The 13542-nt window shown below is 72.6% G+C and carries 14 protein-coding genes and 2 pseudogenes; 6 read left to right on the top strand and 10 right to left on the bottom strand.

Annotated features, from left to right (window positions below):
- Positions 1 to 83: 83 nt before the first annotated feature.
- The 3 genes from ACFQS1_RS37925 to ACFQS1_RS37915 form a co-directional block, all read right to left on the bottom strand.
- Entirely contained in the window at positions 84 to 1022 is a 939-nt protein-coding gene (locus tag ACFQS1_RS37925; protein WP_378977407.1) for an ISAzo13 family transposase, read from the bottom strand.
- Positions 1023 to 1271: 249 nt separating this feature from the next.
- Positions 1272 to 1967: a hypothetical protein gene (locus ACFQS1_RS37920; RefSeq protein WP_378977405.1), complete on the bottom strand. Its 696-nt coding sequence runs from the start codon at positions 1965 to 1967 to the stop codon at positions 1272 to 1274.
- 91 nt (positions 1968 to 2058) lie between these two features.
- Positions 2059 to 2661 carry a TetR/AcrR family transcriptional regulator gene (locus ACFQS1_RS37915; protein ID WP_378977403.1) on the bottom strand — a complete coding sequence of 201 codons (603 nt, stop codon included), beginning with the start codon at positions 2659 to 2661 and terminating at the stop codon, positions 2059 to 2061.
- A gap of 98 nt (positions 2662 to 2759) precedes the next feature.
- Between ACFQS1_RS37915 and ACFQS1_RS37910 the strand changes: the two genes are divergently transcribed.
- Positions 2760 to 3203: a GlcG/HbpS family heme-binding protein gene (locus ACFQS1_RS37910; RefSeq protein WP_378977401.1), complete on the top strand. Its 444-nt coding sequence runs from the start codon at positions 2760 to 2762 to the stop codon at positions 3201 to 3203.
- A 40-nt stretch (positions 3204 to 3243) separates the two neighbouring features.
- On the opposite strand, the gene ACFQS1_RS37905 is transcribed toward ACFQS1_RS37910, so the two are convergent.
- The 5 genes and pseudogenes from ACFQS1_RS37905 to ACFQS1_RS37885 all read right to left on the bottom strand — a co-directional run bounded on the left by ACFQS1_RS37905 (position 3244) and on the right by ACFQS1_RS37885 (position 6756).
- Positions 3244 to 4419, bottom strand: a complete 1176-nt coding sequence (locus ACFQS1_RS37905; protein ID WP_378977409.1) for a cytochrome P450 — start codon at positions 4417 to 4419, stop codon at positions 3244 to 3246.
- A gap of 72 nt (positions 4420 to 4491) precedes the next feature.
- A pseudogene (locus ACFQS1_RS37900) lies at positions 4492 to 4809 on the bottom strand (DUF2218 domain-containing protein); the annotation flags it as partial.
- A gap of 10 nt (positions 4810 to 4819) precedes the next feature.
- Positions 4820 to 5641 (bottom strand): ABC transporter permease, encoded by an 822-nt coding sequence (locus ACFQS1_RS37895; protein ID WP_378977399.1) that lies wholly within the window; start codon positions 5639 to 5641, stop codon positions 4820 to 4822.
- Positions 5642 to 5653: 12 nt separating this feature from the next.
- Positions 5654 to 6589 (bottom strand): ATP-binding cassette domain-containing protein, encoded by a 936-nt coding sequence (locus ACFQS1_RS37890; RefSeq protein ID WP_378977397.1) that lies wholly within the window; start codon positions 6587 to 6589, stop codon positions 5654 to 5656.
- Positions 6586 to 6756 (bottom strand): hypothetical protein, encoded by a 171-nt coding sequence (locus tag ACFQS1_RS37885; protein WP_378977395.1) that lies wholly within the window; start codon positions 6754 to 6756, stop codon positions 6586 to 6588. The genes ACFQS1_RS37890 and ACFQS1_RS37885 overlap by 4 nt, the downstream gene beginning before the upstream one ends.
- A 125-nt stretch (positions 6757 to 6881) precedes the next feature.
- Here ACFQS1_RS37885 and ACFQS1_RS37880 point away from each other — a divergent pair, with 125 nt between their 5' ends.
- The 3 genes from ACFQS1_RS37880 (at position 6882) to ACFQS1_RS37870 (ending at position 9655) form a co-directional block, all read left to right on the top strand.
- Positions 6882 to 7469: a TetR/AcrR family transcriptional regulator gene (locus ACFQS1_RS37880; RefSeq protein WP_378977393.1), complete on the top strand. Its 588-nt coding sequence runs from the start codon at positions 6882 to 6884 to the stop codon at positions 7467 to 7469.
- A 117-nt stretch (positions 7470 to 7586) separates the two neighbouring features.
- The gene (locus ACFQS1_RS37875; protein ID WP_378977391.1) at positions 7587 to 7901 is read left to right on the top strand and encodes a type II toxin-antitoxin system PemK/MazF family toxin; all 315 of its coding nucleotides are present in this window, start codon (positions 7587 to 7589) and stop codon (positions 7899 to 7901) included.
- A 158-nt stretch (positions 7902 to 8059) separates the two neighbouring features.
- Positions 8060 to 9655 (top strand): PP2C family protein-serine/threonine phosphatase, encoded by a 1596-nt coding sequence (locus ACFQS1_RS37870; RefSeq protein ID WP_378977389.1) that lies wholly within the window; start codon positions 8060 to 8062, stop codon positions 9653 to 9655.
- A 14-nt stretch (positions 9656 to 9669) separates the two neighbouring features.
- Here the strand turns inward: ACFQS1_RS37870 and ACFQS1_RS37865 are convergent, their stop codons facing one another.
- A complete protein-coding gene (locus ACFQS1_RS37865; RefSeq protein ID WP_378977387.1) occupies positions 9670 to 10920 on the bottom strand; it encodes an erythromycin esterase family protein in 1251 nt (416 codons plus the stop codon).
- 148 nt (positions 10921 to 11068) lie between these two features.
- Here ACFQS1_RS37865 and ACFQS1_RS37860 point away from each other — a divergent pair, with 148 nt between their 5' ends.
- Entirely contained in the window at positions 11069 to 11674 is a 606-nt protein-coding gene (locus ACFQS1_RS37860) for a TetR/AcrR family transcriptional regulator (RefSeq protein WP_378977385.1), read from the top strand.
- 392 nt (positions 11675 to 12066) lie between these two features.
- A pseudogene (locus tag ACFQS1_RS37855) lies at positions 12067 to 13077 on the top strand (S1 RNA-binding domain-containing protein); the annotation flags it as partial.
- A gap of 19 nt (positions 13078 to 13096) precedes the next feature.
- On the opposite strand, the gene ACFQS1_RS37850 reads toward ACFQS1_RS37855, so the two are convergent.
- Positions 13097 to 13534, bottom strand: a complete 438-nt coding sequence (locus ACFQS1_RS37850) for a VOC family protein (protein WP_378977381.1) — start codon at positions 13532 to 13534, stop codon at positions 13097 to 13099.
- Positions 13535 to 13542: the final 8 nt, after the last annotated feature.

The raw sequence follows: 13542 nt of genomic DNA, 5'->3' as shown, positions 1-13542 counted from the left end.
GAAGGCGCCACCACGCACGGGTGGAAATCCGCCCTCGGCGCGTTCGAAATCGCATTTCCCGGCCGCATTGCGGCTACACTGACCTAAGAGGACAAAGGATGGTTACACAGACATCCTGACAGGCTCGTCTCGGTGGCCAGCCTGCCCAACTCGACCTTCCACGCCCGCAACCGCGAACCGTTGGAACCACCCCCATCAGCAGTCACCAACAACCGGCGCGCCTGCGGATACCGCAGACTGCCGATCCGCTGCCACCACGTCCGCAACGCGTTGACCGCGAACGGCGCGGTGTCATGGTCCACCCCAACGGACACGAACCCGGCGTCGGCGCCGATGTCGTAGACCCCGTATGGGATCGCCTTGGGCACCCCGGCCGGGAAATCGTGCCCGTTGACCTCGACCGGCCGCCCGCCCGGCTGCCACTCCCGGCCCCGCGCAGCGTACTCACCGACCAGTTCCTTCTTCTTCGCGTCCATCGACACCACCGGGTCACCAGCGGCCAAGAACCGCGCGGCGGTGTCGTTGATGTGGCCGAACTGGGCGTCCCGGTCCGGGTGCTGCGCGCCCTCTTTCGTCTTGAACGTCGCCTGCAACCGATACCCCGCCTGCTTCAGCAACCGGCTGACCGTCTTCTTACTCACCCGGAAACCCAAGCCGTACAAGGCTTTCACCAACTGCGACAACGACTTGGTCGTCCACCGCAACGGCGACATCGGATCCCCCCGCGTCTCCGGCGACACCAAACCGTCCAACGCCTGCTCGATCCCCGGCTGTGCCTCCTCGACCGGCCGCCGGCCCGCACCCACCGCCCGGACCCGCCCACCCGGGAGCACACCAGCCCGCACCTCGGCCACCCCAGCCTGCACCGTCGTACGCGAGGCCCCCGACAACCGGGCCACCAAACTGATCCCACCGCGACCCACAGCCTCAGCCTCGGCACCCAACAGCAACCGCCACTGACGCTCATCCAAATGCGGCCGCAACACCACAAGCTTGTCAGCCAAGGCCTGCTCATCAATCACACAAGAACCAACGACCGATCATGAAAGTCGCCGACCAGCTAATTCAGCGCCAGGCCCTTACCCGCGGTAAGCAAGCTCGGGCCGATCCGGGCGAAGCGGCCTCGTCACGGACATCGGCGCACGGCTGGACCGCCTGGCGTGCGCGCTTCCCGCCGGTAAGCAAAGCAAAGCGTCGCGCACACCCAGCTCAGACCACGGAACAGACCTCGATCCCGGAACCTCGCTGGACACGCCTTCCGCGATCAAGCTTCACCAGCGGTCGATCTCGCGGGCGACGGCCGGGTCGGGCGCCCGAGCTGCGCGGCCCGCCGGGGCGGCATTCCGTTGACGCGTACGCCGGGACCCCGGCCGCCGCATCGGCCCGCCAAGATCGCGAACGAGCAGGAGAGGCCGTCGGCGATGTTGAATTCCGGCTCGAATTCCTGTCGTCGGCGGCGCCGTGCGTGCCCTTTGCGGCTGCCGCAATCGCAATTCCTTCTGGCCGTCGGCGCAGCAGTCCTGATCGCACCGATACCGTCCCGCGCGGGCGATCAGGTATTGGAGGTTCGGCCGTCCTTGAAGGATGTACGGGCGGGCCGGATCGAACTCCATGCCGAAGCCATGTGTCATCAGATGAAGGCGGGCGTGCCAGAATCGAAGCACCCACTCGCGCGGCACGATCCGCAGACGGGCGAGCATGCCGAGCTCGTCGAAGACCGCGAGGGACCGCACCATCAGGTACTCCTCGTCGGAGTCGCGCGCCGGCGCCTCGCCGGTCGCGATGGCCCGGTACACCAGCAGCCGGCCGCGTTGCATCTCGTTGCTGAGCATCCGGTTCTGAATCGACATGAAGCTGTTCGTCCGCAAATTCCGGAAGCCGATCAAGACGGTCGAAAGCGACACCATGACCGCGAGAAGAGCGATCAGGAGACTGAGAATGTCCTTGTTGGAGCCGACCCATTCCACGACAATGGTCCTTCCGCCCAGGAACCACATTCGTTTCGAGCGTATCGCCGCACGTCAATGAAGCGGCGATTCGATGATCGGTGCGGCGGACTCAGCGTCGCAGGCCGACCAGTTTGGTCAGGAAGCGGTCGAGCTGGTCGGCCAGCGGCGGCCAGGGCAGGTCGGGCTCGTTGATGCGCTGAGCCAGCATGCCGTTGACCGCGGTGCGCAGGTCGATCGTCACGGTGAGCGCGTCGTCGCGCGGGGCGGCGCCGGTGTCCATGCAGCGTTGCACGGCGGCGCGGGTGCGTTCGACCATGACCTCTTTGAACGGCATGCCAAGCCGGCGGTGCACGGCGCTTTCGTGCAGCACCTTGTAGAGGCCGGGGTGGGCCTGGGCCCACTCGGCCTGGGCCAGGATGCGGGCCCGCAACTGGGCGGCGGGGTGCTCTTCGCGGGCGGCCGCGGCGTCGCCGGCGGCGACGAGCTCCTCGTGGCAGCGCTGGGTGGCGGCGAGGACCAGCGCGTCGCGGTCGGGAAAGTAGAGGTAGACGGAGGTCGCGGCGACGGAGACGGCGCGGGCGACCGCGCGCAGCGACAGCGCCTGATCCTCGCCGAGCTCGTCGAGCATGCGTACGCCGGCGGTCAGGATCTCCTCGCGCAGCAGGTCGCCCTGCCCGCGGGTGTTCTGCCGGCGCCGGCCCGTGCGGTCCATTCCGGCAACAATAGCTGAACACCTATTGCGCTACGGCTGTACATCAATCATGCTCGGCCATGACGGGTGCACGAAGTACCACGGTCTGGGGGATCGCTATGCCGTTGACGTTCGAAGAGGCGCAGACAGTCATCACCGGCGCACACGAGCGCGCCGCCGAGCTGGCCGCCCCGGTGACGGTCGCGGTGGTCGACGAGGGCGGGCATCTGCAGGCCCTCGGCCGGATGAACGGCGCGCCTCCGCTGTCCGCCCCGATCGCCGAGGCCAAGGCGGCCGGCGTCGCCCTCTTCCGCCGGGACGGCGCCGCGCTGCGCAAGATGCAGGAGGCGTCGCCCGGCTTCTTCGCCCAGCTGGACCGGGTCGCCCGGGTGCCCATCCTGGCGGGCGCCGGCGCGGCGCTCATCATGCGAGGGGACACCGTCCTCGGTGCGCTGGCGGTGAGCGGCGGCACGGTGCCCGGGCAGGACGACGAATGCGCCGAAGCCGCGCTGGCCGTTCTCGCCCGCGAGTCGCGATCCGCACCGCCGGCTCCGGAAGCATGACGACAACGACTCCGCGCCCTTTCCCCGCGCCGGCCGGCGATCATCCGACCGGGTGGATCCGGACCGGCAGGGTCTGGTAGCCGCGCAGGACGAGCCGGTCGCGGCGCAGCGCCGGCCGGCCGGGCGCGGCCGTTATGGCCGGGAGCCGGCCGAGCAGTTGCCGGAAGGCCACCTCCGCCTCCAGCCGGGCGAGGCTGTTGCCGATGCAGATGTGCGCGCCGGCGCCGAAGCTGAGGGGCCTGACGTCGGTGCGGGTGGGATCGAAGCCGCCGGGGTCGCGGTAGCGGGCCGGGTCACGGTTGGCGGCCCCGATCAAGAGGATCAAGTCGCTGCCGTACGGGACGGGGACGTCGCCGATCGTACGTCCGTGGGCGCGGGCCCGGCGGGTGACCGCCTGCACCGGTGAGTCGTAGCGCAGGACTTCCTCGATGAACGCCGGCACCGGGATCTGCCCGGCGCGCAGCGATCCGGCCAGGGCGGGGCGGTCGAGCAGCAGCGCCAGCCCGTTGCCGAGCAGGCTGGTGGTGGTCTCGAAACCCGCGACGAGCAGCAGGATCAGGTTCGCCAGCAGCTCCCGGTCGGTGAGCCGGCCGTCGTCCGCGTCGCGGGCCGCGACCAGCGCGCTGACCAGGTCCGCACCGGGCGCGGCGCGGCGTGCGCCGATCAGCGGGACGAAGTATGCGGCGAGTTCCCGGGCGGCGGCGTCGGCCGTCGCGGAGGCGCCGCCGGCCGGCTCCAGCGCCTCGGTCAGGCCGGCGGCCAGCGGCCGGAACCGGCGGCGGTCGCCGGGCGGCACGCCGAGCAGTTCGCCGATCACCGTCACCGGCAGCGGGAAGGCGAACTGGTCCATGAAGTCGACCGGCTCGCCGCCGGCCGTCGCGATGAGCTGGTCGATCAGCGCGCCGACCGCGGCCTCGATCGCGGGGCGCAGACCGGCGACCCGGCGCGGGGTGAACACCTGGGCGATGAGCGAGCGCATGCGGCCGTGATCGGGCGGGTTGGCGCGCAGGATGGACTGGTTCATCAGCCGCACGGCGCCGTCGCCGGGGTCCGGGCCGGCCGGCTCGGCCAGGCCGAAGCCGGGATCGCGCAGCACCTGGTCGGCCGCCGCGTATCCGCAGACGAGGAACGCCCCGCCGGGCAGCGGCGACACCGGTCCGAGCCGGTGCGCCGCGGCGTAGAGCGGGAACGGATCGGCGCGTCCCTCAGGTGTCATCAGCCGGCCGAGGATGGTCGCCGGGTCACCGGTTTCGTCGTCCGGCGGGGCGGGCGCGGGCTGCCAGGTGACGCTGATCCGGTCGCGGCGGCCGACCCGCGTCAGCCGTACGGTGATGGCGTCCTGGATCTGACGTAGGTCCTGTTGGTCGTCGGCCTCGGCGAGCAGGGTGAGCTCCTCGCCGGTGGCGCGCAGGATGCAGCGTCCACGGTCGAAGTCGATGGTGCCGGCGGTGTCCGAGTATTCGGTGCGCCGCGGCACCGGCGTCCCGCCGCCCGCGCCGTGGCGGTCACCGTGGCCGAGGCCGCCGACGTGGGTGGTGTGCCGGCACATCTGGGTGAGGTAGCGCCCGGCGCGATCGGTGCGGATGCGTGCTTGAGCGGATGGCATGGCGGTCTCCTCACGCGTCCCGGCGGTTGGCGATGGCGAAGGCGGCCACCAGGGCGACGGCCGCGTACAGGCTGAACACGCCGAAGCCGGTCCACGGTGCGAGGCTGGCGGCCTCGTGCCGGGCGGCGACGAAGATCTGGCTGCCGGATTGCATCGGGATGTACGGCCCCACCGTCGTCTTCCAGGTCTCGGGCAGCAGGTTCAGCAGCAACGGCGGCACGAACAGCACGCCGAGCAGGGTCGCGATCGTCGCGGCCGACGAGCGCAGCAGCGCGCCGAGCCCGAATCCGAGCAGCCCGTAGACGGTCAGGTAGAGGCCACCGCCGAGCACGGCCCGGGTGACGCCCGGGTCGCCGAGCGCGGTGCCGGTCAGGGTCTGCGCGGGCAGGGCGGCCAGGAACGCGAGGTACGCGACCACCGTGGACAGTGTCGCGGTGAGCAGGGCGGTCCCGGCGAAGACCAGGCCCTTGGCGGCCAGCACGGTGCGGCGGCGGGGCACCGCGGCGAAGGTGGTGCGGATCATCCCGGTGCCGTACTCGCCGGTGATGACGAGCGCGCCGAGCACTCCGAAGGAGACCTGGGACAGGTGCAGCCCGGCCAGGGCGAGCTGCACGACATCGACGTGGGCCAGGTCGCCCGGCTTCAGCCGCGGCGCCAGCAGCGCGGCGGCCAGGACGGCGAAGCCGATGTTGGCGGCGAAGGCGACCAGGACCGCCCAGTACGCCGACGACATGGTCGTCAGCTTGGCCAGCTCGGCGCGCAGCACGTTGGTGAAATCCCCGGCGCGGCGGCCGGCGGCCGGCGGCGCCACCGGCGCGGTGGTGGTAGTCATGTCGAGGTCCCTTCAGCGCGCGGCCGGCGCGGACGCCGGCGCTGGGTCGGTGGCGTGATAGTCGGTGGCGTCGCGGGTGAGCTCCATGTAGCGCTGCTCCAGCGACATCCGCTGGGGGGACAGCTCCAGCAGGCCGAGCCCGCGGACCCGGGCCGCCTCGCCGATCTCGTCCGCGGTCGCGCCGGTGACCCGCAGCGCGCCGTCCGGTTCGCGGCGCACCGTCGCGCCCCGCCCGGCGAGCACCGCGGTCAGCTCGTCGTTCTCCGCGCAGCGGACCCGGGTGTAGTTGTCGCCGCCGGCGGCCAGGAAGTCGGCGACGCCGGTCTCGGTGATCAGCCGGCCCCGGCCGATGATGACCAGCCGATCGGCGGTCATCGCCATCTCGCTCATCAAGTGGCTGGACAGGAACACGGTGCGCCCCTGGCCGGCCAGCGACCGCAGCAGGCCGCGGATCCACGCGACGCCCTCCGGGTCGAGCCCGTTGACCGGCTCGTCGAACATCAGCACCGGCGGATCGCCGAGCAGGGCGGCGGCGATGCCGAGCCGCTGGGCCATGCCGAGGGAGAACCCGCCGACCCGCTGCCGGGCGGCCGAGGCCAGCCCGACCTGGCGCAGCACCTCGCCGACCCGCGAGCGCGGGATGCCGTTGCTGAGGGCCAGCCACCGCAGATGGTGGTACGCCGACCGGCCCGGGGCCACCGCCCTGGCGTCCAGCAGCGCCCCCACCTCGTGCAGGGGCCGCCGATATCCGGCGTACGGGCGGCCGTTCACCGTGACCGAGCCGGCGTCCGGGGCGTCCAGCCCCAGGATCATCCGCATGGTCGTGGACTTGCCCGACCCGTTCGGCCCGAGGAAGCCGGTCACCGCGCCGGCCGGCACGGTGAACGACAGCCCCTGCACCGCGGTCACGTCGCGGTACCGCTTGACCAGCCCCACGGCCTCGATCATGAGTGTCCCTCCGCGCCCAGCACCCCGGTCAGATGCAGGACCACGGCCAGCGCCACCAGCGCGACCACGACGACGGCGCCCAGCACCTTGCGGCGCCGGGACCGCCCATCGAGCGGGCTCTCCGACATTGCGGGACCGGTGTCTTGATGTGACGGCAGCTCGGGCATGACGACATCTCCTCGTCTGGCGGGCGCTCCGGCCCGGGTGGGTCGGAGCCGTGCTCAGGTTTTCAATACAAAGTGTCTTTGTCAAGACATGTGTATCGAGTACGGCGTCCGGTACGATGGGCGACATGCCCAAGATCTGGAGCCAGACGATCGAGGCACACCGCGACGCCGTCCGCGAGGCCACCATCAACGCCACCGCCGCCCTGGTCGCCGCGCACGGGCTGGCCGGCGTGACCATGTCGCGGATCGCCAAGGACACCGGCATCGGCCGCGCGACGCTGTACAAGTACTTCCCGGACGTCACGTCGATCCTGCGCGCCTGGCACGAGCGCCAGATCGACCAGCACCTGCAGGAGCTGCTGCACGTGCGCGACCGCGCCACCGGCGCCGCGGAACGCCTGGAGCAGGTGCTGACCGCGTACGCGATGGCCATCGCGCACCGGCGCGATCACGACACCGGCATCACCGGCCCGCTGCACCGCGGCGAGCACGTCGCGGCCGCCCACCAGCACCTGCGCGAGTTCGTCGAGGACCTGATCGCCGACGCCGCCGCGGCCGGAGCCGTACGCCGCGACGTTCCCGCCGGCGAGCTCGCCGTCTACTGCCTGCACGCCCTCGCGGCCGCCCCCGCCCTGCCCGGCCCGGCGGCGATCCACCGGCTCGTCCGCACCACCTTCACCGGCATCCGGCGACAGGATCCCGAGCAGGCCTGACCCGCCGCCGGTCCATCGCCGCGGGCCGAACCGGGCGTCCGGCCGGAGCGGCCCTGGGCGTCCCATAAGATCCCCGCGGCGGTAGTCTCTTGCGCATGCCGAGCGGGACGTCCTGACATGCGGCGTGGCGAGATCTGGACCATCGGCAGCCGCACCGATCTTCGCTACCGCGTCCTGGTGCTCTCCGGCGACAGCTACAACGACCGGAAGAACGCGGCGCCCTTCTGCGCGCCGATCGTCCGGCAGCGCGGCGCCACCGAGCTTCCGCCGTACGCGGTCGCCCTCACCGAGCAGGATCCGATCACCGGGGTCGTGGTGGTCAACCGGATGCGCCGGTTGCCGGCCTCGATCGGCGCCGAGCGGATCGGGATGGTGACCGGCGCCAGCATGGCACGGCTCGCCGAGGCCATGCGCGAGCTCTTCGACATGTGAGTCCGCTTCGGCCGGTGATCCGGGGATGTGAGTCCCCTTCGGGTGGTCTGTGTGCTCCCGGACCGCGGGTCGGGTCCCGACCGGATGAACGGACGATGACGTTCATGGGCCGCTTGCCGTACGAAGGAGGCCGAACTTCGTCGAGCCGGGAGGGTGCGGTGGCACAGGCGTACGCGGAAGCCGTCAGCAGCTTGCGCCCACCCGCCGCCGACCCCGATCGGGCCGAGCCCTGGCTGGCGGTGGTGCAGCGGGTGCTCGACGTGACCCCGGGCATGTGCGGCTACCTGACCGCCGAGCGCGACACCACCGGGCGGGTCACCGATCTGATCTGGGCCGCGGCCACCCCGGAGGCGTCCACTCCCGACGGTCTGCGCGGTTCCCAGCTCGTCGGGCGCCGCGCGAGCCGGCAGCTCCCGGCCGCCGGCCGCGGCGGCCGCTGGGAGGTCTACCAGAGCGTCCTGGACACCGGCTGCCCGGCGGCCGTCGGGCCGTTCCGGCACGGCGACGCCGCCTACACGGTGCGGGCCCACCGGCTCGGGCAGGGGCTGCTGCTCAACTGGACCCGCCACGACCCGGGCGGCCCGTCGGCCGCCCGGGTCGCGGGCACCGAGCGGCCGGCCACCCTCGGCTGGGGCGAGTGGGATCTGATCACGGGCGACATCTTCTGGTCCGAGCACCTCTACCGGATCTACGAGCGCGACCCCCGGCTCGGCCCGCTGAGCCGGGACGAGTCCGACGCCCTCGCCGTGCCCGAGGACGCGCCGCTGATCCGGGCCGCGCTCGAGGCGTTCGACCGGGCGGCCCAGGTCGACGTCACCACCCGGGTGCGGATCGGCGGCCGGGTCAAGTTCCTGCGCACCGTCGCCGACGCCGTGCGCGACGCGGCCGGGCGCCCGCAGCGGATCTACGGCATCGTGCAGGACGTCACCGACCGCGAGAACGACGCCCGCCGCCTCGCCGAGGTGGAGCGCCGGCTCGCCGACGAGCACGAGCTGGCCGGCCGCCTGCAGCGCATCATCCTGCCGATCCCGGAGGGGCCGATCGAGTTCCCCGGGCTCAAGGTGGCGCTGCGCTACCTGCCGGCCGGCCGGGAGAGCCTGGTCGGCGGCGACTGGTACCAAGCGACCGGCCTGCGCGACGGCTCGGTGCTGCTCGCCGTCGGCGACGTGGCCGGCCACGGCACCCCGGCGGCGACCACGATGGCCCAGCTCCGGCACGCCCTGCGGGCGCTCGCGGTGACCACCTCCGACCCCGGCCTCCTGCTCACCCAGCTCAACAAGCTGACCTGCGAGCTCGAGCGGGAGAACCCGGAGCTGTCCGCCACCGCCGTGGTGGCCCGCTTCGACCCGCACCGGCAGGAGATCGTCTGGGCGCAGGCCGGCCACCCGCCGCCGCTGCTCAGCCGGGCCGGGCGCACCGCGCCGCTGGAACGCCCGCCCGGCCCGATGCTCGGCGTGGTCGACGACGCCACCTACGCCACGTCCCGCCTGCCGTTCCGCATCGGCGACGTGCTGCTGCTGTACACCGACGGCCTGATCGAGAACCGCCGCCGCGGTCTCGACGACGGTCTGGCCCGGGTGACGCGCACGGTCGACGAGGCGGTGCGGGCGTCGCCGCAGCAGCCGCTCGCCCAGCTGCTGGCCCGCCTGCGCCGGGCGAACCCCGACGACGACACCTGCGTGCTGGCCGCCCGCCCGGTGACGGGGGAGACCCGCGACCTGCGGCACCACCTGCTGCGGACCCCGCTCGGCTGACCGGCCTGGACGCGTCAGACGCCGCTGGGGAAGGTCTCCGGTTCGCGGGTGTCGACGTGCAGCGGGTGCAGGGGCCGCAGCGCCGTCGTCTCGTCGATCCAGAGGAACGCGTCGTACCGGTCGCCCAGCGCCGACGGCACGTAGTTGGCCCAGCGGTCGCGCTCGGGGCGGTAGACGACGCCGATCGCCCGGTGCGGGACCTCGTCGACGAGCAGATCGGGCCGCGAGCCCAGGCGCGGGAACACGAACAGCGCCGATGGGGGCGCGGCGGCGTGCAACACGTCCTCCACGGAGCCCGGCCGCGCGGCGGGCACCTCCAGGACCTCCATAGGGGCGCCCCAGGCGCGACCGGCGACGACGGTGCCGCGATGCGAGCCGAACCCGACGAGGACGACGTCGCCGGCGCCGAAGCGCTCGCGGGTCAGCTCGCCGAGCGTGACCTCGCCGTGCCGGGACTGGTCGGTCGCGCGGCCGTCGCCGACGTGGGTGTTGTGCGCCCACACCACGCCGCGTGCGGCCGGGCCGTAGTGGTCGACCAGGCGGCCGAGGGTCGCGTCCATGTGCCGGTCGCGGACGTTCCACGACCGCGCGCCGCCCTCCATCATCGCCCGGTAGTAGTGCTCGGCCCCGGCCACCACCTCGGCGTTCTGCGTCACCGCCAGCTCCTGACCGCGCAGGCCGATCAGCATCCGGACCACCTCGTCCGCGCAGCTGTGCGGCACGAACCTCGTGGCGTACGCGTAAGCTTGTGGATCTTCGCCGTACGGCTCGAAGCAGTGGTACGCGCGCAGCGCGACCGGCACGAGATCCGGCCGGTGCTCGCGCAGCCAGACCAGGATCTCCCGCAGGGACTCCCACAGCGAGTACACGTCGAGGCCGTGGAAGCCGACGCCCGCGCCGGTGCGCAGGTTGTGGCCACGCAGCCAGTCCGCGAAGTCGACGGTCTCCTCGTTGGCCCACATCCAGGTCGGCCACCGGTCGTACTCGGCGAGCGCCGAGCGCGGGGCGGGCCCGCCGCGGAGGGTGGCGTCGACCCGGGCGCAGTCGGGCCAGTCGCCCTCGACCGCGACGAAGGCGAATCCGCGCTCCTCGATCAGCCGGCGGGTCAGCGCGGCCCGCCAGGCGTAGAACTCGTGCGTGCCGTGGCTGGCCTCGCCGATCAGCACGACCCGGGCGCCGGCCGCCCGGTCGAGCAGCACGTCCAGGTCGCCCGGGTCGCGCAGGGGCCGGGCGATCGCCGCCACCTCGTCGCCGTACCGGTGCATGACCTGCGATTACCCAGCGCACCCGGCGGCATACGTCCGACCTCGCCCGGTGACCGCCGGCCGGCCGGAAGGAACCGGTTCCGGGACGGTGAACTTCATGACATCATCGTTACCAGCCAGTAACGTCGGTCACTCCGAGGAGGCCGCCGTGCTCTACGGTGCTCAGCCGGCCCGCCGCCGGGACGCCCAGCGCAACCGCGCGGCCATCCTGCTGGCCGCGTGCGAGGTGATGACCAGCCAGCAACCCGTGGTCGGCATGCCGGAGATCGCCCGGCGGGCCGGGATCGGGCAGGCCACCCTGTATCGCCACTTCCCGGACCGGGTCGCCCTGGCCGGCGCGGTGATCGGGCATCTCATCGACGGTCTGGAGAGCTGCGTGGCGGCCGGGCGGGAGCAGCCCGCCACCTTCCGCGGGGCCCTCGACGCGATCCTGCGGGTCCAGGTGACCATGCGCCCGCTGGTCCAGTTGAGCCGGCGTCTCGACTCCGCGACCCGGGGCCGATATCTTCGGCGGGTGATCACTGTGCTGGCCGACCCGCTGCGGCGGGCACAGGAGGACGGCCGCGTGCGAGCGGACCTCGTCCCCGCCGACCTCGTGTTGCTGTTCGGGATGGTCGAGGGGGTGGTGGAAAGCGCTCCCACGGCGGGCGAGGCCGTGATCGCGGCCGGCCGTTCGATCGATCTGGCACTCGACGGCGTTTTCCGCCCGGTTTCGACGCCTTCCGAGGCGAGCCTGCGGATTGGTAAGCTCTGATGTTCGACGACAAAGGTGGAATGTCGATGAGCTCGCCCGAATCCGTTGTCCCTTCTCCCGCTGAGCCCACCGCTGTTCCCGCGGCACCCGATACGCCCCCGGCCGCGCCGGCCGACCTCACCGCCGTGCCCGGTGAGCCCGCCACGGCGCCGGGTGAGCCCCCAGCCGCGCCCGTCGAGCCGGCCCCGGCGCCGGATGAGGCCGCAGCCGCCGTCGAGCCCCCCGCAGCGGAGCCGGCCGCCGTCGAGCCCCCGGCGCCGGAGCCCGCGACCGCTCCCGTGGAGTCCGTCGCGACGCCGGGTGAGTCCGCCGCGGCGCCGGGTGAGCCCGCGTCCGCCGTGCCCGCGCCTCCCGTGGCGCCCGCGCCACCGGCTCCCGATCCGGGTCAGCTCCAGCGCGAGCAGGCCTGGGCCCGCATCGAGGCGATCAAACAGGAGGACGGGTACGTGCGCGGCCCGGTCACCGAGGTGGTCAAGGGCGGCCTGATCCTCGACATCGGGGTGCGCGGCTTCCTGCCCGCGTCGCTGGTCGAGATGCGCCGGGTGCGCGACCTGCAGCCGTACGTGGGGCGCGAGCTCGACGCGAAGATCATCGAGCTGGACAAGAACCGCAACAACGTGGTCCTGTCCCGCCGCGCGTGGCTCGAGCAGCACCAGACCGCCAACCGGGGCGAGCTGCTCGCCAAGCTGCAGCGGGGGCAGGTCCGCAAGGGCATCGTCTCCAGCGTGGTCAACTTCGGGGCGTTCGTCGACCTCGGCGGCGTGGACGGGCTCGTGCACGTCTCCGAGCTGTCCTGGCGGCACATCAACCACCCGTCCGACGTGGTGCAGGTCGGCCAGGAGGTCGAGGTCGAGGTGCTCGACGTCGACCAGGCCAAGAAGCGGGTCTCGCTGTCGATCAAGGCGACCCTGGAAGACCCGTGGCGGCACTTCGCGCGCACCCACGCCCTCAACCAGATCGTCCCCGGCACCGTCACCAAGCTGGTGCCGTTCGGCGCGTTCGTGCGGGTCGACGACGGCATCGAGGGGCTCGTGCACATCTCCGAGCTGGCCGAGGGCCACATCGAGCGCCCCGAGCAGATCGTCCAGGTCGGCGACGAGGTGTTCGTCAAGGTCATCGACATCGACCTCGAGCGGCGGCGTATCTCGCTGTCGCTGCGCCAGGCCAACGAGGTCTTCGTCGACAGCGAGGAGCTGTTCGACCCGACGCTGTACGGGATGGCCGCCAACTACGACAACGACGGCAACTACATCTACCCCGAGGGCTTCGACTCCGAGACCGGCGAGTGGCTCGCGGGCTTCGAGGAGCAGCGCGAGGCGTGGGAGCAGCAGTATGCGCTCGCCCACCAGCGCTGGGAGGCCCACGCCCGGCAGGTCCTCGCGAGCCGCGCCGCCGGCCACTGAGCCGTCCGGGCTGCGGGGCTCACCCGCCCCGGCCGAAATCGGGCAGCGTGAGCGAACCGTCCGCGGCGAGCGTGAAGGCCGGGTTGCAGGCGACCTCCCACAGATGACCGTCCGGGTCGGCGAAGGCGCCGGAGCGGAAGCCGATGGCACTGCGACCGGCCGGTTTGGTGACCGTGCCGCCCGCGCGCCCGGCCGCTGCGAGCAGGTCGTCCACCTCGGCGTCGGACCGGACGTTGTGCGCCAGCACGATCCCGCCGAACCGGGCCGGTGGCGCCGGTTCGAGGCCGCAGTTGCGGGCCAGCTTGTCGCGGTCCCACAGCACCAGCGCCAGGCCGCCGGCCTGGAAGAAGACTGTCTCCTCGGCCTCCTGGCCGCGCCAGCCCAGGGCCTCGTAGAAACTCCGGGAGCGAGGCAGATCCGAGACGCCGAGCGTGACCAGGCTGATCCGCTGTTCCATGCGACCAC

The sequence above is a fragment of the Paractinoplanes rhizophilus genome, assembly GCF_042664765.1.
GTDB lineage: Bacteria > Actinomycetota > Actinomycetes > Mycobacteriales > Micromonosporaceae > Actinoplanes > Actinoplanes rhizophilus.
Note: the sequence above shows the minus strand (reverse complement) of the source record. Positions and strands in the feature narration are given on the sequence as shown.

What these genes read in the sequence shown, in the direction of transcription:
- ACFQS1_RS37910 (WP_378977401.1), top strand. Translation starts at nt 2,760, where the DNA reads ATGCCGTTGACGTTCGAAGAGGCGCAGACAGTCATCACCGGCGCACAC.
- ACFQS1_RS37905 (WP_378977409.1), bottom strand. Translation starts at nt 4,419, where the DNA reads ATGACACCTGAGGGACGCGCCGATCCGTTCCCGCTCTACGCCGCGGCG.
- ACFQS1_RS37890 (WP_378977397.1), bottom strand. Translation starts at nt 6,589, where the DNA reads ATGATCGAGGCCGTGGGGCTGGTCAAGCGGTACCGCGACGTGACCGCG.
- ACFQS1_RS37875 (WP_378977391.1), top strand. Translation starts at nt 7,587, where the DNA reads ATGCGGCGTGGCGAGATCTGGACCATCGGCAGCCGCACCGATCTTCGC.
- ACFQS1_RS37895 (WP_378977399.1), bottom strand. Translation starts at nt 5,641, where the DNA reads ATGACTACCACCACCGCGCCGGTGGCGCCGCCGGCCGCCGGCCGCCGC.
- ACFQS1_RS37865 (WP_378977387.1), bottom strand. Translation starts at nt 10,920, where the DNA reads ATGCACCGGTACGGCGACGAGGTGGCGGCGATCGCCCGGCCCCTGCGC.
- ACFQS1_RS37885 (WP_378977395.1), bottom strand. Translation starts at nt 6,756, where the DNA reads ATGCCCGAGCTGCCGTCACATCAAGACACCGGTCCCGCAATGTCGGAG.
- ACFQS1_RS37880 (WP_378977393.1), top strand. Translation starts at nt 6,882, where the DNA reads ATGCCCAAGATCTGGAGCCAGACGATCGAGGCACACCGCGACGCCGTC.
- ACFQS1_RS37915 (WP_378977403.1), bottom strand. Translation starts at nt 2,661, where the DNA reads ATGGACCGCACGGGCCGGCGCCGGCAGAACACCCGCGGGCAGGGCGAC.
- ACFQS1_RS37850 (WP_378977381.1), bottom strand. Translation starts at nt 13,534, where the DNA reads ATGGAACAGCGGATCAGCCTGGTCACGCTCGGCGTCTCGGATCTGCCT.